Annotated in this window: 21 protein-coding genes; 9 read left to right on the top strand and 12 right to left on the bottom strand. The window is 73.2% G+C overall.

The annotated features are described in order from the left end of the window. Nucleotides 1-10 precede the first annotated feature (10 nt). Together WME76_RS36275 and WME76_RS36280 are read right to left on the bottom strand one after the other, a co-directional pair. Complete coding sequence (locus WME76_RS36275; RefSeq protein ID WP_437956761.1) at nt 11-1141, bottom strand: cation diffusion facilitator family transporter; 1131 nt, start codon at nt 1139-1141, stop codon at nt 11-13. Next, nucleotides 1138-2370, bottom strand: coding sequence for an acetyl-CoA C-acetyltransferase (locus WME76_RS36280; protein WP_437956762.1), 1233 nt, complete (start codon nt 2368-2370; stop codon nt 1138-1140). The genes WME76_RS36275 and WME76_RS36280 overlap by 4 nt, the downstream gene beginning before the upstream one ends. A gap of 122 nt (nt 2371-2492) precedes the next feature. Here WME76_RS36280 and orn point away from each other — a divergent pair, with 122 nt between their 5' ends. Continuing rightward, on the top strand, nt 2493-3056 hold the full coding sequence (gene orn / locus WME76_RS36285; RefSeq protein WP_437956763.1) for an oligoribonuclease: 564 nt from the start codon (nt 2493-2495) through the stop codon (nt 3054-3056). Between the two features lie 298 nt (nt 3057-3354). Here orn and WME76_RS36290 read toward each other — a convergent pair whose 3' ends face one another. From WME76_RS36290 to WME76_RS36300, 3 genes are all read right to left on the bottom strand, one after another. Continuing rightward, the gene (locus WME76_RS36290) at nt 3355-4626 is read right to left on the bottom strand and encodes a serine/threonine protein kinase (protein ID WP_437956764.1); all 1272 of its coding nucleotides are present in this window, start codon (nt 4624-4626) and stop codon (nt 3355-3357) included. A 274-nt stretch (nt 4627-4900) separates the two neighbouring features. Then, on the bottom strand, nt 4901-5356 hold the full coding sequence (locus tag WME76_RS36295; protein ID WP_061615493.1) for a helix-turn-helix domain-containing protein: 456 nt from the start codon (nt 5354-5356) through the stop codon (nt 4901-4903). Between the two features lie 34 nt (nt 5357-5390). Next, entirely contained in the window at nt 5391-7274 is a 1884-nt protein-coding gene (locus tag WME76_RS36300) for an ABC transporter ATP-binding protein (RefSeq protein WP_437956765.1), read from the bottom strand. Between the two features lie 176 nt (nt 7275-7450). Here WME76_RS36300 and WME76_RS36305 point away from each other — a divergent pair, with 176 nt between their 5' ends. Then, nucleotides 7451-7828 carry a hypothetical protein gene (locus WME76_RS36305; protein ID WP_437956766.1) on the top strand — a complete coding sequence of 126 codons (378 nt, stop codon included), beginning with the start codon at nt 7451-7453 and terminating at the stop codon, nt 7826-7828. A 518-nt stretch (nt 7829-8346) separates the two neighbouring features. Then, entirely contained in the window at nt 8347-8784 is a 438-nt protein-coding gene (locus WME76_RS36310) for a hypothetical protein (protein WP_437956767.1), read from the top strand. A gap of 38 nt (nt 8785-8822) precedes the next feature. On the opposite strand, the gene WME76_RS36315 is transcribed toward WME76_RS36310, so the two are convergent. Together WME76_RS36315 and argS are read right to left on the bottom strand one after the other, a co-directional pair. Beyond that, on the bottom strand, nt 8823-10058 hold the full coding sequence (locus WME76_RS36315) for a choice-of-anchor L domain-containing protein (RefSeq protein ID WP_437956768.1): 1236 nt from the start codon (nt 10056-10058) through the stop codon (nt 8823-8825). 146 nt (nt 10059-10204) lie between these two features. Beyond that, nucleotides 10205-11938, bottom strand: coding sequence for an arginine--tRNA ligase (gene argS, locus WME76_RS36320; RefSeq protein ID WP_437956769.1), 1734 nt, complete (start codon nt 11936-11938; stop codon nt 10205-10207). A 163-nt stretch (nt 11939-12101) separates the two neighbouring features. On the opposite strand from argS, the gene WME76_RS36325 reads away from it, so the two are divergent. Beyond that, a complete protein-coding gene (locus WME76_RS36325) occupies nt 12102-14300 on the top strand; it encodes a protein kinase domain-containing protein (RefSeq protein ID WP_437956770.1) in 2199 nt (732 codons plus the stop codon). Between the two features lie 146 nt (nt 14301-14446). Next, on the top strand, nt 14447-14749 hold the full coding sequence (locus tag WME76_RS36330) for a hypothetical protein (protein WP_437956771.1): 303 nt from the start codon (nt 14447-14449) through the stop codon (nt 14747-14749). Nucleotides 14750-14842: 93 nt separating this feature from the next. Here WME76_RS36330 and WME76_RS36335 read toward each other — a convergent pair whose 3' ends face one another. From WME76_RS36335 to WME76_RS36350, 4 genes are all read right to left on the bottom strand, one after another. Beyond that, a complete protein-coding gene (locus WME76_RS36335; protein ID WP_437956772.1) occupies nt 14843-16597 on the bottom strand; it encodes a hypothetical protein in 1755 nt (584 codons plus the stop codon). Between the two features lie 202 nt (nt 16598-16799). Further along, on the bottom strand, nt 16800-18179 hold the full coding sequence (locus tag WME76_RS36340) for a GH1 family beta-glucosidase (RefSeq protein WP_437956773.1): 1380 nt from the start codon (nt 18177-18179) through the stop codon (nt 16800-16802). Nucleotides 18180-18241: 62 nt separating this feature from the next. After that, complete coding sequence (locus WME76_RS36345) at nt 18242-18445, bottom strand: CopZ family metallochaperone (protein WP_061615898.1); 204 nt, start codon at nt 18443-18445, stop codon at nt 18242-18244. A 91-nt stretch (nt 18446-18536) separates the two neighbouring features. After that, complete coding sequence (locus WME76_RS36350; protein WP_437956774.1) at nt 18537-19601, bottom strand: hypothetical protein; 1065 nt, start codon at nt 19599-19601, stop codon at nt 18537-18539. A gap of 319 nt (nt 19602-19920) precedes the next feature. Here WME76_RS36350 and WME76_RS36355 point away from each other — a divergent pair, with 319 nt between their 5' ends. Together WME76_RS36355 and WME76_RS36360 are read left to right on the top strand one after the other, a co-directional pair. Beyond that, complete coding sequence (locus WME76_RS36355; protein ID WP_437956775.1) at nt 19921-20700, top strand: helix-turn-helix domain-containing protein; 780 nt, start codon at nt 19921-19923, stop codon at nt 20698-20700. Between the two features lie 14 nt (nt 20701-20714). Further along, nucleotides 20715-21179, top strand: coding sequence for a membrane spanning transport protein (locus WME76_RS36360; protein ID WP_437956776.1), 465 nt, complete (start codon nt 20715-20717; stop codon nt 21177-21179). Nucleotides 21180-21441: 262 nt separating this feature from the next. Here the strand turns inward: WME76_RS36360 and WME76_RS36365 are convergent, their stop codons facing one another. Further along, on the bottom strand, nt 21442-22668 hold the full coding sequence (locus WME76_RS36365; protein WP_437956777.1) for an ROK family protein: 1227 nt from the start codon (nt 22666-22668) through the stop codon (nt 21442-21444). Nucleotides 22669-23398: 730 nt separating this feature from the next. Between WME76_RS36365 and WME76_RS36370 the strand changes: the two genes are divergently transcribed. Together WME76_RS36370 and WME76_RS36375 are read left to right on the top strand one after the other, a co-directional pair. Then, nucleotides 23399-24388: a Kazal-type serine protease inhibitor family protein gene (locus WME76_RS36370; RefSeq protein ID WP_437956778.1), complete on the top strand. Its 990-nt coding sequence runs from the start codon at nt 23399-23401 to the stop codon at nt 24386-24388. A gap of 106 nt (nt 24389-24494) precedes the next feature. Then, entirely contained in the window at nt 24495-24908 is a 414-nt protein-coding gene (locus WME76_RS36375; protein ID WP_437956779.1) for a hypothetical protein, read from the top strand. Nucleotides 24909-24981 lie beyond the last annotated feature (73 nt).

A 24981-nucleotide genomic window follows, 5' to 3' on the forward strand; every position in this document is an offset into this window, starting at 1 on the left:
CCCCGCCCCGCTACGGGTCGCGACGGCTGCTCGCGGGCTCGCCGTCGCCCGGCGACCGGGCGCCGGGGCGCCTGAGCGTCACCAGGCGTTCTTCCTGGAGGGGCTCGGGCTGGATCGTGCAGTGGTTCAGCGCGTGCTGCTCGCGCAGCCGCCGCGCCACGGCCGCGGCCACGTCCGTGCCGTGGTGCCCCCTGGCGAGCACCACGTGCACCGTGAGCACGTTGAAGCCGTCGGAGATCGACCAGACGTGCAGATCGTGGAAATCGACCACGCCGGGCACGCTCCGGATCGTGTCCTCGACGTCGGCGAGGTCGATCTCGATGGGGCTGCCCTCCATCAGCACGCGCGACGTGTCGCGCACGAGCCGCCAGCCGCCCCAGAGCACGAGCGCGCCGATGGCCGCGCTGATCATCGAGTCGGCCCGCGTCCAGCCGAACGCGAGGATGAGCACGCCCGCGACGATCGCCCCGACCGAGCCGAGCGCGTCCGACAGGACGTGGGCCAGCGCGGCGCGCGTGTTGATGTTGTGCCCGTGCTCGCCGGTCGAGAGCAGCAGCGCCGAGGCCACGTTCACGATCAGCCCCACGGCCGCGGTGATCGTCAGCGCCTCGGCGTGCACCTCCTGCGGCTCGCGCCACCGGCGGGCCGCCTCGATGAAGATCCAGATCGCCGTCAGCGCCAGCGCGATGCCGTTGGCGAACGCCGCGAGCACCTCGGCGCGGCGGAAGCCGTACGTCCGCGCGCGCGTCCGCGCCTGCGCCGCGATGCGCTGCGCGATGATCGCGAGCCCGAGCGCCGCGGCGTCCGCGAGCATGTGGCCCGCGTCGGCGAGGAGGGCGAGGCTCTTCGACCACCACCCGACCGCCGCCTCGATGAGCAGGAACGACGTCGTGAGCGCGAAGGCCGCGATCAGCCGGCGGAGCGGCGCGCGCCGGTGGTCGTGATCGTGATGCCGCCCGTCGCCGTCGCCGTGGTCGTGACGCCGCGCGCCGCCGTGGCCCTGATGTCCCCCGTCGCCGTGATCACGGTCGTGCCCGTGATCGTGGTGGTGCTCGTGCCCCGCGCCGCGCCCGCGAGGGCGCTCGTGCGCGGAGCTCCCGGGATCGTCGGGCACCCCCATCGCGGCGCCGGCGCGGCTCACACCCGCTCGACGATGGTCGCCACGCCCATCCCTCCGCCGATGCACAGCGTGATCAGCGCGGTCGCCTTGCCTTCACGCTCGAGCTCGTCGAGCGCCGTCCCGATCAGGCACGCCCCGGTCGCGCCGAGCGGGTGCCCGAGCGCGATCGCGCCGCCGTTCACGTTGACGCGGTCGAGATCGATGTCGAGCTTGCGCGCCGTCTGCAGCGGCACCGCCGCGAACGCCTCGTTGATCTCCCAGAGATCGATGTCGCGCGCCTGCATCCCCGCCTTCCTGAGCGCGCGCTCCGACGCGGGCGCCGGGGCCGTCAGCATGATCACCGGCTCCGCCCCGGCCGTCGCGACGGCGCGGATCTTCCCGCGCGGCTTGAGCCCGTGCGCCTTCACGTAGTCGCCCGACGCGAGCAGCACCACGGCCGCCCCGTCCACGATGCCGCTCGAGTTGCCCGCCGTGTGGACGTGCTGGATCGCCTTCACCTGCGGATACCGCACGAGCGCGAGCTCGTCGACGGTCTCGCCGCGGGTGCCCATCGGCGTCGCCCCGAGGCCGCCGAACGCCGGCTCCAGCTTCGCGAGGGCCTCCATCGTCGCCCCGGCCCGCGGGTGCTCGTCCCTGTCGAGCAGCGGCTTGCCGTCGCGATCGACGACCGTGAACAGGCTCTTCGCGAACCGCCCCTCGCGCGCGGCCCGCTCGGCCTTGTGCTGGCTCGAGAGCGCGAAGCGGTCGACGTCCTCGCGCGAGAAGCCCTCGATCGTGGCGATGAGGTCCGCCGAGATGCCCTGCGGCACCATCGCCAGCTTCTCGCGGAGCGCGAGGTTGTTCCCGTCGAGGGGCGCGCCGTCCGAGCCCATCGGCACGCGCGACATGCTCTCGACGCCGCCGCCGATGGCGAGCTCCTGCTGGCCCGACATCACCCCCATCGCCGCGAAATTGACCGCCTGCGCGCCCGAGCCGCAGAAGCGGTTGACGGTCACGCCGGTCACGTCGTCCGGCCAGCCGGCCGCGAGGATGGACGTGCGCGCGACGCACGCGCCCTGCTCGCCCGCCTGGGTCACGCACCCGACGACCACGTCCTCCACGTCTTGCTTGCGGATCCCGGTCTTCTCGGCGAGCCGGTTGAGCGTCTGCGCGAGGAGCTCCTGGGGATGCACGCCGGAGAGCGCTCCCTTGCCTGCCTTGCCCCGCCCGCGCGGCGTGCGCACGGCATCCACGATGAAAACATCTCGCATGACAGGCCTCCGAGCCCCCGGCGTCCGGCCCGTGCTTAGCACACGACCCGTTCCCGGGGCAGCCTGCTCGCGACAGGTCGCGGTGGACCTGAACCGCGTCGGATCGGCTATGCTCGCCGCCGATGACGGACCGGTCGCAGCGCATGGTGTGGGTCGATCTGGAGATGACCGGGCTCGATGAGAGCTCGTGCGCGATCGTGGAGATCGCGACCATCGTCACGGAGCCCGACCTGACCGTGGTCGCCGAGGGGCCGTGCCTCGTCATCCACCAGCCCGAGGACGTGCTCGCGGGGATGAGCGACTTCGTCCGCGATCTCCACGCCCGATCGGGGCTCCTCGAGCGCATCCGCGCCTCCACGCTCTCGGTCGGCGACGCGGAGTCCGAGACGCGCGCGTTCCTCGAGGCGCACTGCGACGAGGGGACGGCCGTGCTGTGCGGCAACTCCGTGTGGAAGGACCGCGCCTTCCTGCAGCGCTACATGCCGGGTCTCCTCTCCTTCCTGCACTACCGCATCGTCGACGTCTCCACGCTGAAGGAGCTCGTGCGCCGCTGGTACCCGACGCGCTCGGCGCCGAAGAAGCGCGAGATCCACCGCGCGCTCGACGACATCCGCGAGTCGATCGAGGAGCTCAGGTGGTACCGCGCCAACGTGTTCCAGCCGCTGCCGGGCAACGAGCCCCGCTGAGCGGCGAACGCTGCGCGCCGGCCCCTCCTCCGCAGGCCCCTGTTCGCTCGCCCCCCGCCGCCGAGCCGCGCGCCCAGGGCGCGACGCCCGCTCCCATCGACGGGCCAGGCGACGCTGCCGGTCGTCGCAGAAAAATATCGACGACGTGAGAAAATACGATCGATCGACGGAATGCTTTTGGTAGGCTGGCCATGCGTCCAGGCCTCCGGCACGAGGCCTGTGATGCAGACGCCCCGGCGGCCCCAATCCGCCGGGGTGTCGTTTGCCAGCTGACCTCGGGCAGCAGCCTGCGGGGGCGTCAGAAGAGCTGGTCGCCGTACCACCGCTCCCGAGGGCGCCCACCCGCGTCCACGGCCGGGTTCGTGACCATGGAGGCCGGCGCAGGGCGGCGCGTCGCCCGGGACCTCAGCACGGGCCTGTCCACGGCGGGTCGCACCGCCTCGGGGACACCGGGGTCGCAGTGCACCGGCGGGATCAGCTCGGAACTGTGGCTTACATTACTTTCGTACGATGAAGGTTCGGCCGGTGCCGGGGGCGGCGCCCCGCGCTGGGCGATGTAGGAGCTCAGGGGCACGGCGACCGCGGCGCTCGTCAGCGCGACGAGCAGCAGCGCCCCGCCGACCCGCAGCGCGCCGCGACGCCAGCGCGGGGCGACGATCGGGACCACGGGGTGCCGCATGGCCTCGGGGGGGAGGGTCCCGGTGGGCAGGGTGTTGCGCGACGCGGGGGCGGGCGCGCTCCGCTCGGTGTCCGGCGGCGCCTCGTGCGGCAGCGGGGAGCCCGCCGCGAGGGGCGCCGGGTCGGCGACGAGCAGCGGCCGCACGGCGGTCATGAGCTCCTGGACCGTCTGGAAGCGCGCGTCGGGATCCTTCGCGAGCGCGCGCGCGAGCGCCTCGTTGACCTGGGGCGGCGCGCCCTCGATCGGCGGGGGCACCTCGTCCAGCGCGCACACGTCGAGATCGTCGCGCCCCTCGAACGGCCGCCGGCCCGCGAGGACGCAATACAGCAGCATCCCGAGCCCGTAGATGTCCGTTCGCGGATCGATCGCGCGCGCGTCGAAGAGCTCCGGCGCCCGGTAGCGCGCGGCGTCCGCCATCGCGTCCGCGGGCGCCCCGAACAGCCGGTGCAGCCCGAACCCCCGGACGAGGGCGGCCCCTTGGCCGGAGATCACCACCGTGTGCGGGCCGAGGTCCCCGTGCGAGAGGCCCAGCGCGTGCGCCGCGCCGAGCGTCCGCGCGACGTCGACGACGAGCTCATACGCGACGGAGCGCAGCCGGGGCAGCAGATCTTCCACCGAGGGATCATCGCTCGGCCGGGCGGTGAGCCAGCCCGCATTGCCCTCCATGCCGCCCCGGAGCACAGGCACGATGCCGTGCAACGGCGCAGACGCCGAGAGGAGCCGCTCGAGCTCACCGCGGAACGCAGCGGCGTCGAGGGCCAAGTCCTCCTGGACATAAAGCGTCACCTCGCGACCGTCGGCGTCGAGCGCGCGATAGGCCTCGGCCGGAGCGGGGGAGTCGAGGCTGGCGACGATGGTGTAGCCAGCGAACTCCTGGCCCAGGATCACCATGAGCCCCCCGACGCAACTGCCCCGCCGGACACAGCAGCTTCCGCTTCTGTACGGGGGGAGAACCAGGAGCGATGCGCGGACGCGCGCCGCGATGTTGGATCAGACCAGAAGATTCTGCTCACTGCGTCGGACCTCCGGCACGAGGTTCGAGTCCATGACACCCCCGGACACGGCTCGGGGAACATCGGTTGACCGCGAGCGTAACAGACGTCTCAGGCCCGCGGAAGCCGTCGGCAGGGCGGATCGGGATCACCGAGCGCGCGAGACGGCGCGCTCACTTTCCGGAACGACGGCTCGAGGGCGGGGTAACACGCCCTGAAGCGGCGCGCTCCGGCGGGCGCGATTTCGGCTGAGCCGCCGCGCGAGAGCGCTCGGGATCCTCGCTGGCCAGGGCGAGCATTGCTTGCTTCCTCGGCGAATCGTCAGCCTCCATGAGCAGGAACAGGATCGCGTTCTGGAGCGTCTCCTGGGCCTTGTCGAACAGCTCTGCCACGACCGACGCGACCGGGCTGCGGCCGTCGCCGGGGAGCAGGAGGCGCGGATCGCACTGGAGCCCCTGGGCGATCAGGCCGAGCGCGCCGAGGCCGAGATCCCGCTCGCCGCGCTCGACCTGCCGCAGGTACGTGGCCGAGAGCTGCGCCCTCTCGGCGAACTCCTGCATGCTGAGCCCGCGAAGCTTCCGGAGGATGTGGATCGCCTGGCCGACCTCCTTGGGGAGCGTGTCGCGCATGCGCCGAGCCTAGCAGGCAGGGCCCGCTCGAGCTCTACAGGTATCCTTCGGCCTGGAGCGCGAACATGCGGGCGTAGCGCTGGCCGCGGGCCACGAGCTCGTCGTGGGTGCCCTCCTCGACGATCCGTCCACCGTCGAGCACGAGGATGCGGTCGGCCATGCGCACGGTGGGGAATCGGTGCGAGATGACGATCGTCGTCCGGCCCCTGGAGAGCGACCGGAACCGCTGGAAGACCGCGTGCTCGGCCTCGGCGTCGAGCGCCGCGGTCGGCTCGTCGAGCACGAGGATGTCGGCCTGCTCGCGCATGAAGGCGCGCGCGAGCGCGATCTTCTGCCACTGCCCGCCGCTCAGCTCGACGCCGTCCTTGAACCAGCGCCCGAGCTGCGCGTCGAGGCCCCCCGGCACCGCGGCCACGACCTCTTCCGCGCCCCCCTCGGAGACCGCGCGCGCGACGCGCGGCTCGTCCGCGAGGTGATCGAGGCTGCCGAGACCCACGTTCTCGCGCAGCGTGAGCTGGTATTGGTTGAAATCCTGAAACACGACACCGATCCTCCGGCGCAGGGCGTCGAGATCCCAGGCGCGGAGATCCTTGCCGTCGAGCAGGATGCGCCCCTCGGTGGGCTCGTAGAGCCGCGTGAGCAGCTTGATGAAGGTGGTCTTGCCCGCGCCGTTGTGCCCGACGAGCGCCAGGCTCTGCCCGCTCGGGATGTGGAGATCGATCCCCCGGAGCGCCCAGCGCGACTGGCCAGGATACCGGTAGCCGACGCCCTCGAACCGCACGCCCCGCTCGCTCGTGCCGCCCTCCGGGAGCGCCGGCGCGCCGTTCGTGGGCGCGGGCGCGCCGTTCGTGGGCGCGGGCGCGCCGTTCGTGGGCGCGGGCGCGCCGCTCGTGGGCGCGGGCGCGCCGCCCGGCAGCGCGGGAGGCGCGCTGGTGGGGATGCTCAGGTACTGGAACAGATTCGACATGTAGAGGTTGTGCTCGTACATGCCGCCGACGCCGGCGAGGACGGCCTGGAACGCCTGCTGGCCTTGCCGGAAGGCGGCGACGTAAAGCACCATCTCGCCGAGCGAGAGGCGCCCGGCGGCGGCGCCGAGCGCCATCGCGCCATAGCAGCCGTAGAACGCGGCCGTCCCGAGGAGCGACAGGCCGTAAGCCCACCCGGCGCGGCGGACCGCGAGGGCGCTGTCCTCCCGGTAAAACGACGTGGCCAGCGCCTTGTACCGCCCGAGGAACATCGGCCCGAGCCCGAAGAGCTTCACCTCCTTGGCGTGGCCGTCGTTGGCGAGCACGTACTCGAGGTAATTGAGGCGGCGGGCCTCGGGAGAGCGCCAGTTGCGGAGGCGGAACGCCGCGCCCGAGAAGCGCGCCTCGGCGACCGTGGCGGGGATGGCCGCGACCAGGAGCGCGAGCACCGCGAGGGCGCTGAACCCCACGAGCATCGCGGCGTACCCCGCGAGCGTGATGAGGTTCTGCACGAGCGAGAAGCTCTCGGTCACCACCGACGCGGGGCGCGACGACGCCTCGCGGCGCGCGCGGGTGAGCTGATCGTAGAACTCGGAGTCCTCGAAATGGGCCAGATCGAGCGAGAGCGCCTTCTCGAGGATCATCGCGTGGATGTCGATCGAGAGCCGCGCGCCGAGGAGCTGCCGCGTCAGCGCGAGCCCGCGCTGCACGAGCGCGAGCGCGGCCACGAGGCCGAGCTCGACCGAGACCCACACGAGCGCCGCGCGCTCGTCGCGGGCGACGACCGCGTCCGTGATCGTCTTGCCCACATAGGCCACCCCGAGCGGCAGCGCCGCCGCCGCGAGCGTGAGCGCGCCGAGCGCGACGCTGGCCGCCCGCGAGGAGCGCCAGACGAGCTTGAGCGTCCGCGGGGTGTAGGCGAAGCTGTCCCGCAGGCGGGAGAGGCCGAGCATGGGGGCGGATTCTAACCACGCCGCAGCGCTCCGCCCGCAGAGTCCCCGGCGAGCGCGGGCGCGGCGGGCGCGGCGGGCGCGGCGGACCGGCGCCGTCGCGCCGGGGGCGCGGAAGGCCGCGGTGGCGGGCGCGCGCCGGCCGCGGTATCCCGGGGGCTCGGACAAGGAGGCTCTGCATGTCGAGCATGTCGAATGTGACCATAGGCTACGGCGCGCTGCTCACGGCGCTCGGCGTCGGCGGCTTCGCCGCGACGAGCGCGACGACGGCGCTCATCCCGGCCGGCTTCGGGGTCGTCGCCGTCGGGCTCGGCCTGGTCGCGAGGCAGGAGAAGTACCGCATGCACGCCATGCACGCGTCGGCGCTGCTCGGCGTCCTCGGCGTCCTCGGCTCGGCCCGCGGCCTGTCGAAGCTGCCGGCGCTGCTCTCCGGCGGCGACGTGGAGCGGCCGGCGGCCGTCATCGCGCAGTCCCTGATGGCCGTCCTCTCCGCGGGCTACGTCGTCGTCTGCGTGCGCTCCTTCGTCGCGGCGCGCCGCGCCGCCCCGAGCCCCTGAGCGCCGCGGGCGCCCGCGCGCGCCCCGCCCCGCGGCGCCGCCAGGGCGCCGTCACAGCACCCCTCTTCGCCATCACCTCCCCGCCACGGCGCGCCGAGCGGCCCAGTCGGCCGCGCGCGCGCGGCGCGCTCCTGTCGAATCCGTAGAGAACGGCCGGCGCCGCAGCGCCTCTCGCGTCGACGAGATCCCTCCCCTGTCCTCACTCTGCACGTCCGATCTCCGCGCGTCGGATCTCCGGCGCCGCGCTCTCCACGCGTCCGATCCAGGCATCTCCGGACGTCGCCTCCCCCGGGCGGATCTCCCCATGTCGATTATTTGGCAATCTGGAAGGACAATCCGGAATGCTACAAATCCGCGCGCAAACGGCCAGATCGGCGCCCTCGACCGCCGTGCATGATGTACTGTCGTCGTCACCAGACCATCAACTACAAAGAAGAGCGAGCACCATGCTTCGACGCGTCATTGCATTGGGGCTGACCGCGCCTCTTTTCCTTTCGTGCGGGGAGAACGGGGCCATCATGATCTGGAGTTGCGACGAGTGCCCCGAGGGCTGGACCTGCACGGAAGACGCCTGTATTCCCCCGCACTGCAGCAATGGCGTCATGGATGATCACAAGGGGGAGACCGACACCGACTGCGGTGGTTCGTGCGCGCCTTGCCGCCTCGGCGCCGCGTGCGAGACGGGGCTCGACTGCAAAGAGGGCGTATGTCGCCTGGGGGCTTGCCAGGCGCCGACGTGCGTGGACGGCGTGGAGAACGGCTTCGAGACCGGCGTCGACTGCGGCACCCGCTCGTGCCCGCTCTGCCCCGCGGGCGAGGGGTGCCTCGCCGGGGAGAACTGCGCGTCCGGCGTGTGCAGGGAGCGTGTCTGTCAGGAGCCTTCCTGCGATGACGGGCTCCTGAACGGGAGCGAGCTCGACGTGGATTGCGGGGGCGCGTGCCGGACCTGCAAGTGACGCGGCGGGCCCGATGAGGTCAGCGCGACGCGGCCAGCTCAGTGCGGATCGACGACGGGCGCGGTCTCCAGGCTCACCGTGCCGCCGGTCGCGATCCAGCGGAACCCGTCGATGAGCGCGGTGGAGTCGAAGCGATCATCCCCGGTGTCGAAGAGGATGAACCGGAGCGTGATCTCCTCGCCGCCGCGCACCGGCGCCCTGGTCTTCAGCCACCGGGTGCCGCCGTCGTGGCGCGGGCTGAACCCCGTCCCCGCGAGCTCGCCAGAGCCGCGCGGGCATCCGTCGCAGACATCGAAGAACGCGATATTGACGCTGACCGGCCTGCCCTCCTCGTCGAATGAGAGGTTGCCGTTGTACGACCCCGGAGGCGCCGGCGTGGCCAGCGCGACGAACTGATCGTTGAAGTCCTCGCAGACCCACTCCGGATATTCGTACGTATAGAACTTGAAGAGGAACTCGTAGCCGGTCGCGTTCCTCGGCGCGCGCAGGACGACCTCGAGGCCGATATCGTCGTTGATGAAATCGGAAGGAGGACAGTCCGGGTTGTCCTGGGGGAACCCGGGCGGCGCGGCGCCGGGGCCGTAGCTCGAGCAGCTCTCGGTCCAGCAGGCGTCCGGGTGGTCCGGCAGGCGGGCGCGCCCGGTCGAGAGCGCGAGCAGGCGCGCGCCGCCCTGCACGTGCACGTTCGGCCCGAACCCGTCGAAGAGCCCGACCGCCGGCGAGCGCGCCGCCTGCGAGCCGTTCCCGCGGACGTACCTGGCGGACAGCACGCCCCACCGCCCGTCCTCGCGGGACGCGACCGCGCAGAGGTCGATCGCCCTCGCCCCGTTCATCGGATCGAAGTCCCCCAGCGCGAGCCCCTCGTCGCAGGGCGGCGCCACGTTGTCGACCGCGCCGTCGCAGTCCTCGTCCGCAGGCGCAGGCACCTGGCCGCTCGCGTCAGGCTCCGTGACCTCGACCTCGATCGCGCCGGGGTTCACATTTCCATCCGCATCGTTGCAGTCGCCGCCGGCGGGCGTGAACCCGTCGCCGTCGCTGTCCGCGTTGGGGTCGGCGACGGGGCCAGCGCCGCCGGCGCCCAGCCCCGGCCCGCCCGGCGCATCGAGCCCGCCGGGGCCTTCCTCGCCGCCGGCCCCCGAGGACGCCGTGCCGCGCTCATCGTCCGCGCCGCCCTGCGCGGGCGCGCCCCCCACCGCCGAGCACCCGAGCGCCGCGACGAGCGCCCCCAGCGCCGCGGCGCCGGCCCCGGGGAGAGAAGAACGTCGTTTCATCATCCCTGTACTTTGCCACGGCCACCGCAACGAGCGCGCGCGAACCCCGGGAAAGGTGGGCGGCGTCGCGCGCGCCCTGATGGGCTCGCCCGCGCTTCGGGCGGCGGCGACAGGGGCGCGCCCTCTCCGGGGGCGCGGCGGCCCGCGCGCTACATCCGCTCGGGCGCGTCGATCCCGAGCAGGCCGAGGCCCTTCGCCAGCACCTCCGCCGTGAGATCGCACAGCGCGAGGCGGGAGCGGCGCACCTCGTCGCTCTCGGCCCGGAGCACCGGGCAGCGCTCGTAGAAGGTCGTGAACGACCCGGCGAGCTCGAAGAGGTAGCCGCACAGGCGGTGCGGCTCGAGCGTGGCGGCCACGTCCTCGAGCACGGCGCCGAACCGGAGCAGCTCGAGCGCGAGCGCCCGCTCGGCCGGATCGCCCAGCGCGAACCCGGCGCCGCGCGCGGACTCGACGCCGCCCTTGCGGAAGATCGACCGGATGCGCGCGTGCGCGTACATCAGGTAAGGCGCCGTGTTCCCCTCGAAGGCGAGCATCCGGTCCCAGTCGAACACGTAGTCCTTGATCCGGTCGCTCGAGAGATCGGCGTACTTCACCGCGCCCACGCCGACCGCGCGCGCGACCGCGCCGGCCGCCTCGGCGTCGAGCTCCGCGTTCTTCTCGCGCACCACCTTCGTCGCGCGCTCCACGGCCTCGTCGAGCAGGCTCGCGAGCTTCACCGTGTCGCCGGCCCTCGTCTTGAACATCTTCTTGTCGGCGCCGAGCACCGAGCCGAAGGCCACGTGCTCGGCCCGCGCCGGCGGCCTGAGCCAGCCGGCCTCCCGCGCGGTCGTGAAGACCATCGCGAAGTGCTGGCTCTGCGGCGCGCCGACCACGTAGACGATCCGCTGCGCGCCGACGGTCGAGAGGCGGTGGCGGATCGCCGCGAGGTCGGTCGTGGCGTAGCCGTAGCCGCCGTCCTGCTTGCGGACGATGAGCGGCAGCGGCTCGCCGCCCTTGCCGGTGAAGCCGGCCGGGAAGACGCAGAGGGCGCCCTCGCTCTCGCGCGCCAGCCCCTTGTCGGTGAGCTCGGCGATGACGTCGATCAGCATCGGGTTGTAGAAGCTCTCCCCGGCGAAATCGGCCTCGGTCAGGGTCACGCCGAGGCGGCGGTAGACCGACTCGAAGTAGCGCGTCGACTCGCGCACGAGCTTCCGCCAGAGCGCGAGCGTCGGCTCGTCGCCGCCCTGGAGCCGCACGACCCGGAGGCGAGAGCGCTCGACGAACGCGGGATCGCCGTCGAACTTGGCGCGCGCCTGCCGGTAGAACGCGTCGAGATCGCCGACCGAGAGCTCCTCGGCCGCGGCGGCCTCGCCGAGATCGAGCATGTGCTCGATCAGCATGCCGAACGGGGTGCCCCAGTCGCCGAGGTGGTTCTGGCGGATCACGCGGTGGCCGAGCGCCTCGAGGACGCGCGCGAGGGCGTCGCCGATGATCGTGCTGCGCAGGTGGCCGACGTGCATCTCCTTCGCGGCGTTCGGGCCCGAGTAGTCGACGATGACCGTCTCGGGCTGCGCCGCGGGCGCGACCCCGAGCCGCCCGCCGCCCGCCGTCTCGGCGAGCTCGCCCGTGAGGTAGGCGTCGTCGAGCGTCAGGTTCACGAACCCGGGGCCGGCGATCTCGACCTTGCGGCAGATCCCGCCGACCTCCAGGTGCGCCACGATCGCGGCCGCGACCTCGCGCGGCGGCCTGCCGAGGCGCTTGCCGAGCGCCATGGCGGCGTTCGCCTGGTAGTCGGCGTGGGCGGAGCGGCGCAGGGAAGGATCGGTGGCGGCGTGCTCTGCGCCGAACGCGGCGGTGATCGCCGCCTGGAGTGCGCGGGCGAGGGCGTGGACGGGATCGGCCATGGCGCATCCTTGGCCCGGGCACGCGGCGCATTCAATAGGCAAGCCGGCGCGCCGCGGCCGCTGCGTCGGCTCCTCTCCGCCCCCTCACGCTCCTCTCCGCCCGTCTCCGCGCGTCTCCGCCTTTGACAAAAAACGCACCAGGCCGGACAGTTCACGCCTTCCCGTGAGCGCCTCCTCGCCCCCTGCCCCCGGCCATCCGGCGCCCGCCGCGAGCGACGCGAGCGACGCGCCGGCCGAGAGCGCGGCGGCCCAGATGGTGGGGAAGGTCATCTCGGACCGGTACCGGATCGTCGAGCTCGTCGCGACCGGCGGGATGGGCGCGGTCTACAAGGCCGAGCACCTGCTGCTGCGCAAGTGGCTGGCGGTGAAGCTCCTCCTGCCCGCGGCGAAGGGCTCCCCGGAGCTCACCGCGCGCTTCGAGCGCGAGGCGATCGCGGGCGCGCACATCCAGCACCCGAACATCGCGTCGGCGACCGACTTCGGGAGCCTCCCCGACGGCTCCCGGTTCCTCGTGCTGGAGTACGTCCGCGGCACGACGCTCGACCGCATCATCAAGAAGGGCCCGGTGCCCGCCGCGCGCGCCGCCGAGATCGCGCGGCAGATCGCGGCGGCGCTCGCCGCGGCGCACGAGCGCGGCGTCATCCACCGCGATCTCAAGCCGCGCAACGTCATGGTCGAGCACGGCACGGACGCCGTGAAGCTCATCGATTTCGGGTTCGCGAAGGTCCCGCTGGAGCGCCTCTCCACGACGGACGCGCACAGCGGCGAGGCGCGCCCCGAGCCCGCCCCGATCACGCTGAGCGGCATGGTCTTCGGCACGCTCGCGTACATGGCGCCGGAGGCGGCGCAGGGCATGGAGAGCGTCGACGAGCGCTCCGATCTGTATGCCCTCGGGCTCATCCTCTACGAGATGCTCGCGGGGAAGCACCCGTTCGACTCGATCGTGCCCGTCGAGCTGTTCCGCGATCAGTGCGAGACGGCGCCGCCGCCGCTGCGGCTGCGCGCGCCGGGCGTGGACGCGCCGCGCGAGCTGGAGGCGCTCGTGATGCGCCTCCTGCGCAAGGACCCGGCGGCGCGCCCCGCGAGCGCGCGGGCGCTGCTCGCCGCGCTCGACGCGGCCGTGCCGAGGTCCGAGGCGATCGGCCTGCTCCCGTGGAAAGAGCCGCTCTCGGGCGCCATCGCGCCGCACGGGGGCGCGCTGCGCGCGATCGAGCCCGCCGCACCGCCGGCGCAGCAGGACCGGGCAGGCGCCGGGGCCGGCGGCGGCGCGGGTGCCGGCGCGGCGCACGCGGGTGCGGGCGCCGGGGCGGCCGGGGCGGCCGGGAGGGAAGCGCGCGGGGCGGCGGGGCGCGGTCCGCGGCAGCGCAGGAGCGCGCTGGGGTGGCTCCTCGGCGTGGCGGCGGTGGGCGCGGTCGGCGTGGCCGCGGCCGCGCTGCTCCTCCGCCGCCTGGACGCGGGCGCGCCCGCGCTGACCGTCGCCGGCGCGGAGCTCCGGGAGACGCCCGCCGCGATGCAGGCGCCGGCCGCCGGGGCGCCGGGCGCCGTCGGCGCGCGGCCGCGAGCCCCGTCCGCAGCGCCGGCCGCGGGCGCCACGGACCCCGGGCTGGCCGCCTCGGCGACGGCGCCCATCGCAGCCACGGCGCTCGACGCAGGCGCGGCGCTCGACGCAGGCGCGGCGCTCGCCGCGGAGGCGGCGGCCGACGCAGGCGCGACGCTCGCCGCGGAGGCATCGCCCGACGCAGGCGCGGCCCTCGCTGCGGGTCCGGCGGCCGACGCAGGCGCGGCGCCCGCGGGCCCGGGGCCGATCGACGGCGCGGCCCTGCCGGCGGAGCGGGCGCGCCTCGTGGAGGCGGTCCAGGCGAAGCGGTGGGAGGCGGCAGAGGAAGCGCTGCTCGCGCTGCTCGACAGGGATCGCGCCGCCTTCGCGGATCGCGACGTGATGACGGCCGCGGCCGCCGTCGCGGTGAAGAGCGCGTACCGGACCGACGGCCGCGCGGACGCGATCTTCGACGCCCTGGAGAGCCGCCTCGGCCCCGACGGCCTCGACATCGCCTACGAGATGGTGAGCGGCTACGGGGGCACGCAGGGCGGCAAGCGCGCCGCCGAGCTGCTGCGACGCCCCGAGGTGCTGAAGCGCGCGAGCGTCCCGCTGCGCATCGCCGTGGAGCTGCGCGAGGCCCCCTGCCGGCGCAAGCACGCGCTCTTCGAGCGCGCGGCGCTCGAGGGCGACGCGCGCGCGCTCGTGTTCCTGGAGATGCTCCGCTCGTCGCAGTGCCAGCCGCGCATCGGGCAGTGCTGCTTCCATCATCACGCGGGGCTCGAGCGCGCCGTGCGCACGCTGCGCGACCGGCTGCACCACTGACGACCGGCCCCGCCCGCGCCGCCCGCGCGAGGCGCGGCCCCGATGGGCGTCTAGATGGGCTACGCTCGCACCCCCGGTCCACGGCGCCCGGGAGGCCAGAGCACGGCTCGAGGGGCGCGCGGGACGACAAGGACGAAGGAAGAGGAATGAGCGACAAGACGAATGAGGAGATCTACAGGGCGTATCTGCTGGCGTACGCGTGCAGCGGCGACGCCTCGAAGGTCGCGGTGCTCCAGGACGCGCGCCCGCTGACCTCGGCGGTCGCCGCCGCGCTCGCCCTGGCGGAGCGCGATCGCCAGTCCGGCGAGCCGCCGGACACGTGGGACTCGCTGACCGAGCGCCTGCAGGCCATGTTCGACGAATTCGATCCGCACGGCTACGACCTGGCGAGCGGGGACGACGAGGCGCTCGACGACGAGGAAGACGGCGAGGAGCCGATCGCCTCCTGAGCGGCCGGGGCGCTCCTCGGCGGCGGGGGCCGCGGAGCGCGCGCGCCGGCGATGCGGCCATTCGCCCGGCGGTTCCGGGCGGGTGGCCGCGCCTCACACCTCGTTCGCGCTGTAGTCGGCGTAGACGATGAAGATCACGTATTGCGCCCAGGCCGCGCCCTTCGGCCGGTGGTGGGTGACGCCGATGTCGAGGTGCAGCGCGCGCTGGCGCAGGATCTCGGGCGGGAGCTCCAGCGCGTCGAGCGACGTCGTCTCGACGACGTAGCCGCGCATGTTGCGCCCGAACCGGTGGACCGCCTGCTCCAGCACCGCGTCGAGCGCAGAGCCCGTATCGGACTCCCCCGCGTGCACGAGGCCGAGCTCCTCCTTCATCACCTCGGGCATGCTGGCCAGGCGCTTCGGCGGGGCGAGCCCCATCCGCCGGCGCGCCTCGATGACGCGGGTGAGCAGGAGGTTCACGTCGGCGGTGTGATCGCTGCCGTGGTGAAAGCGGTAGCTGGTGACCATCGCGCCGAGCCCGTCGGGCTCACGCGTCACGAGCGGTCCGATCGCGACCTGCTCGATGTCGGGCGTGAGGAGCGTCGCGCGCCCGATCGGCATCTCCAGCGCGGCAGAGAGCCAGCGGGCCGCGTCGAGGCCGCGCGGCGAGTAGATCGAGAGGAAGTTGCCGTCCCGGATCGTCCCGTCGACCTCCCAACCCGCGAGCAGCCCGAGCGTGATGAGATCGGCGTCCGGCGTCTCGGTCTCGCCGAACGCCGCCGCGAAGAAGCGCGGCGCGAGCCGCGCCGCGGTCGCAGACTCCCGCGCCGCGAGCGTCACGGGGCGGAGCCCCGCCTGCGCGCGCGCGGCGTTGAGCTGGTCGACCACCACGCGCGTGAACTGCGCGGCGCTGTCGACTGGCCGGGAGATCGGCGGGGAGGCGGCGTCCGCCTCTCCCTGGTAGACCGGCGCGAGGCCGGGACGCCGGGCGAGCACGTGGGCGAACGGCCTCGAGAGGACGCGCTTCGGCGGCGCGTAGAGCACCTGAATCCACGCGCTGCGATCGCGCGGATCAGGGTGGCAGATCACCCGGAAGCCCGGGCGCGGGACCGCCATATCGACATCGCACTGCGCCACGCCGGTGCGCCCGCGGTTCACATAGGCTGTCACCTCGTCCGCCGGCCTCGTCAACCGCCCCTCGATGACGACCTCGCCCCGCGCGTCGGGCACCGGGGAGAACGGCTTGATCTCCGCCTCCGCGGAGCCGAAGGCGGCGAGCGCCACCGCGCGACCCGCGATCCGCTCGAACGAGAAGCCCGCGACGTCCATCCCTGGGCGAAGGCGCTTTTCGACGCGCGCGCGAAACTCGCCCTCCCAGCGCGCGAGCACCTGCTCGTCCGTCGCCGTCTCCGGGACCTCGCCGCCGTGGACAGCGTAGCTCGTCACGCTGGTCGCGCTCCCGCACGCGGCGGTCATGAAGCGGCGCAGCCCCTCGGGAGGCGGCTCCGCGTGCTCGAGGAGGAAGCGCCCGATCTCGCGCGCGGCGCAGCTCATCGACCGCGTGACGCGCGGCGGGCGCTCGGCCTTGCCGATGGCGGCGCTGAACACCGCGTCCCAGGCGCTCGCCGCCTGCCACGGCTCGTCGCCGGCCAGCTCGGGCAGCGAGCCCGCCGGAGCCCAGCTCCCGTCGACCTCCCGCTCCTGCGGTATCGCGGGGGGCGCCGCCGGCTTCGCCTCGATCGCCCTCAGCGCGGCCTGGCCGGGGAACTCCACGGCAGGCTTCGACGCGACAGGCGCGCTCGCGCAGGCGGCGAGGGAGGTCGCGAGGAGAGGTCCCAGAACAACCTGGACTGGCGCACGGCTCTTCACGGAGGCGAGGCTATCTCACGCGAGCGGACGGCATGAACCCGCCGAGGGCGGTGAGCAGAAACCCGTCGTTCGCTCCGCCGTGCGTCCACGCTGCCGCCCTCCCGCCGGCAGCGCCTGGACCGGCGCGGCGGGCCTGCGCAGGCGCTTCCTGGCTCCCTGTGTTGCTGTGGCGGCCCCGGGCTGGCTCAGGGCCGCCGCCCGCTCACCCCCCGAGGGTCGCGCCGTTCGAGGCGATGACCTCGCGATACCAGTGCGCCGAGTCCTTCGGCACGCGCTTGCCTGTCGGGTAATCGACGAAGACGAGGCCGAAGCGGTGCTTGTAGCCGTGGGCCCACTCGAAGTTGTCCAGGATGGACCAGTGGAAATAGCCGTTCACGACCGCGCCGTCGGCGATCGCCTTGCGGAGCTCGATCAGGTGGCGCGCCATGAAGTCGATGCGCTGGGGGTCGTGCACCTTCCCATCGAGCGATATCCAGTCCCGGGTGGACAGGCCGTTCTCGGTGATCACGATGGGGTGCTTGTATCTCTCGTGGAAGAACCTCGGCCCCCAGTAGAGGCACTCGGGGGTGACGGACCACTCGAAGGCGGTGATCGGATGTCCGACCGGGTGCGGCACGACCTCGGCGGCGCCGCTCGCGCCGGCGCGCACAGGGAACCCCCAGTAGACGTTCACGCCGCAGAAATCGACCGGCTGCGCGATGATCTCCATGTCGCCGCTCCGGATCTCGGGCAGCTCGTTCGCGAACAGGCGGAGCCCGTCCTCGGGGTATTTGCCGAAGAACACGGGATCCATCCACCACGTGTTGGTCCACGTCGTGCGCGCGTTCACCGACCACGTGGCCGCGCGCGCGGCCTCCAGATCTTCGGGCGACGAGCTCGCGGGGTATTTCACCTGCGCGACCGGCGCATAATAGACGTTGCACTTGCCGGGGCTCGCCGCGCGGATCGCCTGCACGGATTTGCCGTGCGCGAGCAGGACATGGTGGCACAGGCGCAGGACCTCGGCGAAGCGCAGCCGGTCGCCGGGCGCGTGGCGACCCTCGTAGTGGCCGGCCCCGGCGAACACCTGAGGCTCGTTGAGCGTCATCCAGTCCTTCACCCGGTCGCCGAGCTTCCGGACCACGACGCTCGTGTACTCGGCGAACCAGTCCGCGCTGTCGCGGTTCAGCCAGCCGCCCTTGTGGTAGAGCGCGAGCGGGAAGTCCCAGTGGAACAGGGTGATGTGGGGCTCGACGCCCGCCTCGAGCAGCGCGTCGACGAGGCGATCGTAGAACGCGAGCCCGCGCTCGTTGACCGCGCCCGTGCCCTCGGGCAGGACGCGCGGCCACGAGGTGCTGAGTCGGTAGGCGCGGAGGCCGATGTCGCGCATGAGGGCGACGTCCTCCTGGTACCGGTGGTAGTGGTCGCACGCGACGTCGCCCGTCTGGCCGTTCCACACGGCGTCCGGCTTCCTGCAGAACATGTCCCACACGGACGGCCCCTTGCCGTCCTCCTGCGCGGCGCCCTCGATCTGGTACGACGCCGCCGCGGCGCCCCAGAGGAACCCTGCGGGAAAACCCTTGTGACCCTGTTCTCGCGTCATGGTGGCCGCCACCATATCAAAGGCGGCCGATGTCCGGCACGCGACGTCAGCGCACCGCCGCGTCAGCCCGCGTCGCGCGCCTCGTAGCCGGCGTCGCGCACGGCCGCGAGCAGGGCCTCCGCCGTCGCGCTCCCCTCGACGACCGCCTCGCCGCGCTCGAGGCTCACCTCGCCCACGCGCGTGACGCCGGGCACCTTCGCGAGCGCCTTCGAGACCGCCTGGACGCAGTGGCCGCAGGTCATCCCTTCGATAGCGAGTCTGCGCATGACCCCCGTATGCCCGCTCCACGCAGCAGCGTCAACGCGCCGCCGGCCGGCGCGCTGGGCCCACGGCAGCGCCGGCGGGCTCAGCGCGGGCTCAGCGCGGGCACGCCGGGCACGCCTGCCCGCCGCAGTCCACGCCGAGCTCGTCGCCGTTGTGCACGCCGTCGAGGCACGTCGGCCTCTGGCACACGCCGGCCCAGCAGACGCCGGCCTCGCAGTCCGCCGCCGTCGCGCACCCGTCGCCGGACGGGCACGGCTTCCACGGGCCGCCGCAGTCGACGCCGGTCTCGGACCCGTTCCGCACGCCGTCGGCCTCCATCGCGCCCTGGCACGTCCCCGGGCTGCCGAGGCACACGCCGGAGATGCAGTCCAGCGCGACGGTGCACATCTTTCCGCTCTCGCAAGGTCGCCTGCAGATACCGCCGCAGTCGACGTCGGCCTCGTCCGGGTCGCGCCGCGCGTTGATGCAGTGGCGCGGCGCGCAGTAGCCCCCGCCGCGCTGCGCGCCCACGACCGGGATGCAGATGCGGTCGGCCCCGCACTGGTTGTCCTCGACGATGCAGTCGAACGTCTCCGCCTCGTAGCAGAGCTGATCGACCTTGTAGAGCTCCCAGAGGCTGACCCCGTTGTCGAGAGGCACGTTGACAGGCCTGTTCTCCTCCGAGCAGATATCCGAGGTGCACAGGTTGCCATCGTTGTAGAGGTCCGACGGGTCCGGCCTCGACACGACCTCCCCCGCGTGCGTGCACTCCAGCCGCGCGCAGTCGCCGCGTACCTGCGAGGGCAGCGGGCCCGGGTAGATGTCGACCTGGCACACCCGGTCCACGCACCGCCCGACGCCGCAGCGGGGGTCCGGCGGGCCGGCGCACTTCGCGTCGTTGTCGCACGCCGTCCCCGCCGTCCCCGGCGCGCAGCTGAACCAGCCCTCCTGGCACTCGCTGCACGGCCGGCACGCGAGAAAGCAGTCAGGCGCCGTGTCCTCGGGCTCGCAGCACAGGGTGTGGCCCTCCTGGACGCAGGTGCACACCCCGTCCGCGCACTCCGTGCCGGGCGCGTACTGCGTGTCCGACTCGCAGTCGGCCGTCGACTCGCAGCTCCCACCCAGGTGGCTCGGCCGCTCGCACGAAGAAATCGCCACGACAGTGAGAAATATGGACACGACAACGCAATGCTTAAGGTAGCTGTACATGCGTCCAGTCCTCCGGCACGAGGCCTTGGCGCCAACACCCCGGCGGCCCCAATCCGCCGTGATGTCGCTCCCGACTGGCGATGATCCTACTCGGACCCGGCGCGGCTCTGCCAGCGTTGACGACAGTTTTCGTCACTTTTCGTCAACAGCGCATCGAGGCTCCGATCGTTTGCGTGTTCACGTGCGCTTGTGGGCGTGCGCTTCGCCTCATTTCGGATTCAGGTGCTCGCGGCGGATCACCGCTGCTGCGCGCTTGCGCCGTCCGCGCCGGAGTGGTTGGCTCTCGCGGGTGGCGGCTCGCGAGCACACGGCGCTTGTCGGCGAGGGCGGCGTGCACGTCGTCGAGGACGCCGGCGGGACGCGCCGCCATGCCCTCCACCTGGTCAAGCTGGTGGTGCCGGTCGACGGCCCTCTCCGGGTCGAGCGCGAGGGCGCGCGGCCGCTCGAGGTGCGCGCGCCCGTGCTCACCGGCGCCGGCGTCGCCCACGCGATCAGCGCGCCCGGCCCGACGGTCACCGCCTTCCTGCCGCCCGACGGGCTCGGCGCGGGGGCGCAGGCGGTCGCCCGCGGGCGGGCGCTCGCGCTCGAGGGGGCGCAGGCCGAGCGGGTGCGCGCCGCGGCGCGCGAGGTGCTCCGCGGTCGCCTCGACCACGCCGCCGCGCGCGAGCTCATGACCGCGTGCGCCCGCGCGTTCGCGCCGGACCGGCCGCCGGTCGACCGCCGCGTGCTGCGCGCCATGCGCCGCCTCGCGGAGCAGGCGCCGGACCGCCCCGCGCTGGGCCCGCTGGCCGCCGCGGAGGGCCTCTCGCGCTCGCGGCTCTCCCACCTCTTCCACGACGCGTTCGGGCACCCGCTGCGCGATTACATGACGTTCCTGCGGGTCATGGCGGCCGTCCGGGCGCTCGTGGACGGCGCCGCGCCGGCCCGGGCCGCGCTCGCCGGCGGCTTCCACGACCAGGCCCACCTCGCGCGCGCGGTCGCCGCGACGCTGGGCCGCACGCCGGGCGCCGTCGCTCGCAGCCACTTCGTACAAGAGCCGGCCGCGCCGCGGCGCATGGTGGTCCCCTGAAACCAGGAGGACCCATGCCCCCTCGCGCTGTCGACGCCATCCGCATCGCCCTCGGCCTCATCGTCCTGCTCGGCGGCATCAACGGCTTCGTCCGCATCGTGCCTGTCCCGGAGCCGCTCCACCCGTTCACCCGGATGCTCGTCGACAGCGGCTACATCTATGCCGTCAAGGCGGTGGAGCTCACCGCCGCGGTCCTGCTCCTCCTCGGCCGCCGCCGCGCCCTCGCGGTGGCGCTGCTCTGGCCGGTCGTGGTGAACATCGCCCTGTTCCACCTGCTGCTCGACCCCCGCGCCGGCGTCAACGCGGTCATCCTCCTCGGCCTCCTCGGCGCCCTCACCTGGCATGAGCGCCGCGCGTTCGCGCCGCTCTTCGCCGAGGGGCGCTCCGGCGCGCCGTCCACCGCGGACAGCGCGGCGCGCGGAGAGCGTGTGTCGCCCGCCTGGGCTGCTCGGCGGGTGGAAGATGGGATGAAGAGATGAAAAACCACAGAGGCACAGAGGGCACAGAGGGAGAGAGAAGAGATAGAGATAGAAGAGACAGAGAGAGACTCAATAATTCATTCTCTTCCTCTGTGCCCTCTGTGCCCTCTGTGGTTCCAATTCTCTTCTTCTCGTGGAGCACCGACCGGCGCCGTGGGCGAGGCCCGGGCCGCTCCAACGGGCCCCGGCGGCTTCGACAAGCCCCTTGACAAAGCCGCACGCCCGCCTTCGCGCCCCGCGGGGGCGCTACGGGGCGCTGGCGCTACGGGGCGCTGTCCTGGAGGACGCCGTCGGGGACGAGGCGGAGGGAGCGCACCGCGCCCTCGCGCGCGAGCAGGACGGCGCCGAGAAGGCCGGCCTCGCTGCCGAGCGGAGAGGCGACGACCGGCACCTCCCCGGCGCGGACGGCGTGGCGCGGCAGCTCCTCGCGCACGCCGGCGAGGAGGATGTCGGGCGCGGCGATCGCCTCGCCCCCGAGCACGACGAGCTGCGGGTTGAGCAGGTTGAGGAGGACCCCGATGCCGCGCGCGAGCTGCGCGCCGGCCTCGTGGAAGATCGCGCGGGCGGCCTCGTCGCCGGCCAGCGCGGCGCTCGCGATGGCGCTGACCGCGTGCGGCCGGGGGAGCGCGGCGAGCGCGCTCGAGCGCGCCGACGCAGCCTCGGCGGCGCGCCGGAGCGCCATCACCGAGGTGAACGTCTCGAGACAGCCGCGGCGGCCGCAGCCGCACGGCGGGCCGTCGTTCGCCACACGGCAGTGGCCGATCTCGCCGCTGTACCCCTGCATGCCGAAGAACAGGCGCCCATCGACGACGAGCCCCGCGCCGACGCCGAGCCCGACGTAGATCCAGACATACGACGCATGCCCCCGCGCCGCGCCGAGCTCCCCCTCGGCCACCGCCGCCGCCTGGGGCAGGTTGTACACAGGCACCTGCATGCGGAGCGCGCGGCTGAGCTCCGCGCGCAGCGGGAACCGCTCCCAGCCCAGGTTGGGCGCGAGCACGCAGACGCCGCTCGGCCGCTCGATGAGCCCGGGCAAGATGGCGCACGCGCCGCGAAGCCGCTTCCGCGGCACCCCGGCGAGCTGCAGCACCTTCGGCAAGAGCTCGACCACATCGCGGACCGTCCGGTGCGGATCGCGCAGGACAGCCGGCTGCTCCAGGCGCGCCCGCATCCGCCCGCGCGCGTCGGCCACGGCCACGGCCGTCTGCTCGACGCCGATCTCGATGCCGAGGAAGGCCGCGCTGTCGTCGTTGAACTCCAGGAGGCGCGCCGGGCGCCCGCCGCGCGACTCGGACCCGACATCGCGAACGCTGCCGCTCTCGAGCAGCTCCTCGATGATCGCGGAGACGGTCGGCTTCGTCAGCCCGCTCAGCCGCGCGAGGTTCGTGCGGGAGATCGGGCCGTGCTCCTGGACGAGGTCGAGGACGAGGGCGCGGTTCAGCTCCCGCGGGGTGCGGTTGTTCGCGGTCTTGTCGGTGGGACGGACCATTCGAGCGGACAAGACTTAGCCGCGCTCGCACAGCGAAAGCAAGGGCCGTCACGGCCCCGCTGCCCCGAACCCTCGCGTCGCCTCGAGCGCTCCGCCCCCGTAGCAAACTGCCCCGCAGCCCCGCGATGCGTCGTACAGTGAACGACGCCGTGTGGCGGAACGCCTCATCACCGCGTGTGATGTGGGAACAGGGTGTGCGCGTCCCCTTCTCGCCGCTGGCCCCGCCCGGGCCGACCCGGATCCCCGTCGCCGCCGCGCGCCGCGCCGCCGCGGCGCCGCAGAGAGCAGCGGCGGGCGGGCTCATCTCATGTCGCGGGGAACGCTGATTGCAAACGCAGGTGGCGGACGACAGAGGACATCAGACGCCGAGTCGATGAGAGCTGACGACGTGGATGAATGAGGGGAGCGATCGTCGAGGCGCTGGAGTGTGGACATATCGACGCACTGCCACCCCAGGTCGAGCGAGAGCTCGGCGGCATGGAGGACACAGCGACATCGCAGGGAGACGCAGGACGAAGGACCGTCGCGCCACGAGCGCTGCTCGGATTGCTCTCCCGGACAGCGGTTGACGGGCCCATCCACGGGTCCTAGCAACCGCTTGCCCGGGATGAGGGGCCGAGACAGCGCGCCTCGCGGCCGCGCCGGCGTCGTCCATCCCGCAGCCGATTCGCATTTCCGAGGGGACGCCAGGAGCGCTGGGCCCGTTTCCTCATGAGGAGTTTTCACGATCATGAAGATGGCGAATGTTCTGGGTGCTGTTCTCGCTGTAACACTCGCCGGCTGCACGGCATCATCGGACCCTGCCGAGGTCGCGGATCCGGAGGAGACGGGGACAGTCGAGGGCGCGCTCAGGCTGAGCGACGTCGCCGCTGTCCCGGCGTATTTCGATCATGAAAACCGCCTCTCGGTCGGCCGCGGGGAGTCGGTCTACGCGCACTTCACGAGCCATCCGGGCCGGACCATCACGCTCGATCTGCGGGCCGTCGCCGGCGGCAGGAGCGCCGCGGTCGCCGTCAGGGTGCACGAGGTCACGACCGACGGGAGGCTGCGGAACGTCCCGCGGGTCCGGGGCTCGCTCGGACAGGGCTCCACGACGTGGCAGAGCCAGGGCACCGGATCGTACGTCGTGCAGGTCCTCTCGCAGCGGACGCCCGTCGAGGTCGAGCTCCGCCTCTCCTGCGGCGGCGAGGTCTGCTCGCCGCTCGCGCAGCCCGGCGCGATGTGCGGCGGCATCGCCGGCTTCCGCTGCGCGGAGGGGCTGTATTGCGACTTCGCCCCCGAGGCGAACTGCGGCGCTTATGATCGGAGCGGCACGTGCGAGTTCGTGCCGGAGGCGTGCCGGCAGGACTACGATCCTGTCTGCGGGTGCGACGGTCGGACGTACGGCAACGACTGCGTCGCGGCGATGGCCGGCGTCTCGGTGAAGAGCCTCGGCGAGTGCGGCCCGACGGTCGTCGGGCTCGGCGAGAGCTGCGGCGGCTTCACGCTCGGGGGGCCGCGCGTGTGCGACGACGGGCTGTATTGCAAGTACGCGCCCGACGCGATCTGCGGCCGCGCCGACGCGGCCGGCACCTGCGCGGAGAAGCCCGAGGCCTGCACGAAGGAGCTCGCGCCCGTGTGCGGGTGCGACGGGCAGACGTACTCCAACGCCTGCGTCGCGGCCGCCACCGGCATCTCCGTCGATCAGCGGGGCCCGTGCGCGAGCGCGCCTGTCGAGTGAGGCGCATCGCGGGCTGGTCTCTCGGCTCGACCTCGCGTAAGGTGGGGAGCCGTGCTCGACGGCGATCTCCTGGACCTCCGGGCGGCGCGGAGCGCAGGAGAACGACATGCTCGGCTCGCCACTTCCCGTCGATGTCCGCCATGAGTCCGATCGGGGCAGCGTCGAGGTATCGTATCCAGGGCGCCACATCATCTATTACCGTCTGACGGGGCACATCGACGCTCCGCTCCTCGCCAGCCTCGTCAAGCCGACGCTGCAATGCGTGGCGCTCCACGGGCACATCGACGAGTTCCTCGATTGCACCGGCGTGACCGGCTACGATTCGGTCGTTCGCGTCCGCCTCGTCGAGTACCTCCGGGCCGTGCGGGAGAGCGCGTCGGTGACAGAGCACGTGCTCGTCGGGGCCAAGATCGTGGCCATGGGCGCCTGGCTCATGAAGCTCGCCGTCGGCGGGATCGAGATCTACCACGAGCGCGCCGTGTTCGAGGCGGCGCTGCGCCGCGCGCTCAACGCGAGCTGACGCGGAGCGCCGCCAGGGCGAAAGGAGGAGCCTCGCGAGGCGCCCCCGCCTCGCGCAACGCCGGCGCCGCGCG

The organism is Sorangium sp. So ce119, assembly GCF_051524405.1.
GTDB classification, from domain to species: Bacteria; Myxococcota_A; Polyangia; order Polyangiales; family Polyangiaceae; genus Sorangium; species Sorangium cellulosum_G.

Bases quoted from the DNA above. Each gene is read 5' to 3' on its own strand.
- WME76_RS36280 (WP_437956762.1), bottom strand. From the start codon at position 2,370: ATGCGAGATGTTTTCATCGTGGATGCCGTGCGCACGCCGCGCGGGCGG.
- orn (WP_437956763.1), top strand. From the start codon at position 2,493: ATGACGGACCGGTCGCAGCGCATGGTGTGGGTCGATCTGGAGATGACC.
- WME76_RS36290 (WP_437956764.1), bottom strand. From the start codon at position 4,626: ATGGTGATCCTGGGCCAGGAGTTCGCTGGCTACACCATCGTCGCCAGC.
- WME76_RS36295 (WP_061615493.1), bottom strand. From the start codon at position 5,356: ATGCGCGACACGCTCCCCAAGGAGGTCGGCCAGGCGATCCACATCCTC.
- WME76_RS36300 (WP_437956765.1), bottom strand. From the start codon at position 7,274: ATGCTCGGCCTCTCCCGCCTGCGGGACAGCTTCGCCTACACCCCGCGG.
- WME76_RS36305 (WP_437956766.1), top strand. From the start codon at position 7,451: ATGTCGAGCATGTCGAATGTGACCATAGGCTACGGCGCGCTGCTCACG.
- WME76_RS36310 (WP_437956767.1), top strand. From the start codon at position 8,347: ATGATCTGGAGTTGCGACGAGTGCCCCGAGGGCTGGACCTGCACGGAA.
- WME76_RS36315 (WP_437956768.1), bottom strand. From the start codon at position 10,058: ATGATGAAACGACGTTCTTCTCTCCCCGGGGCCGGCGCCGCGGCGCTG.
- argS (WP_437956769.1), bottom strand. From the start codon at position 11,938: ATGGCCGATCCCGTCCACGCCCTCGCCCGCGCACTCCAGGCGGCGATC.
- WME76_RS36330 (WP_437956771.1), top strand. From the start codon at position 14,447: ATGAGCGACAAGACGAATGAGGAGATCTACAGGGCGTATCTGCTGGCG.
- WME76_RS36340 (WP_437956773.1), bottom strand. From the start codon at position 18,179: ATGACGCGAGAACAGGGTCACAAGGGTTTTCCCGCAGGGTTCCTCTGG.
- WME76_RS36345 (WP_061615898.1), bottom strand. From the start codon at position 18,445: ATGCGCAGACTCGCTATCGAAGGGATGACCTGCGGCCACTGCGTCCAG.
- WME76_RS36360 (WP_437956776.1), top strand. From the start codon at position 20,715: ATGCCCCCTCGCGCTGTCGACGCCATCCGCATCGCCCTCGGCCTCATC.
- WME76_RS36365 (WP_437956777.1), bottom strand. From the start codon at position 22,668: ATGGTCCGTCCCACCGACAAGACCGCGAACAACCGCACCCCGCGGGAG.
- WME76_RS36370 (WP_437956778.1), top strand. From the start codon at position 23,399: ATGAAGATGGCGAATGTTCTGGGTGCTGTTCTCGCTGTAACACTCGCC.
- WME76_RS36375 (WP_437956779.1), top strand. From the start codon at position 24,495: ATGCTCGGCTCGCCACTTCCCGTCGATGTCCGCCATGAGTCCGATCGG.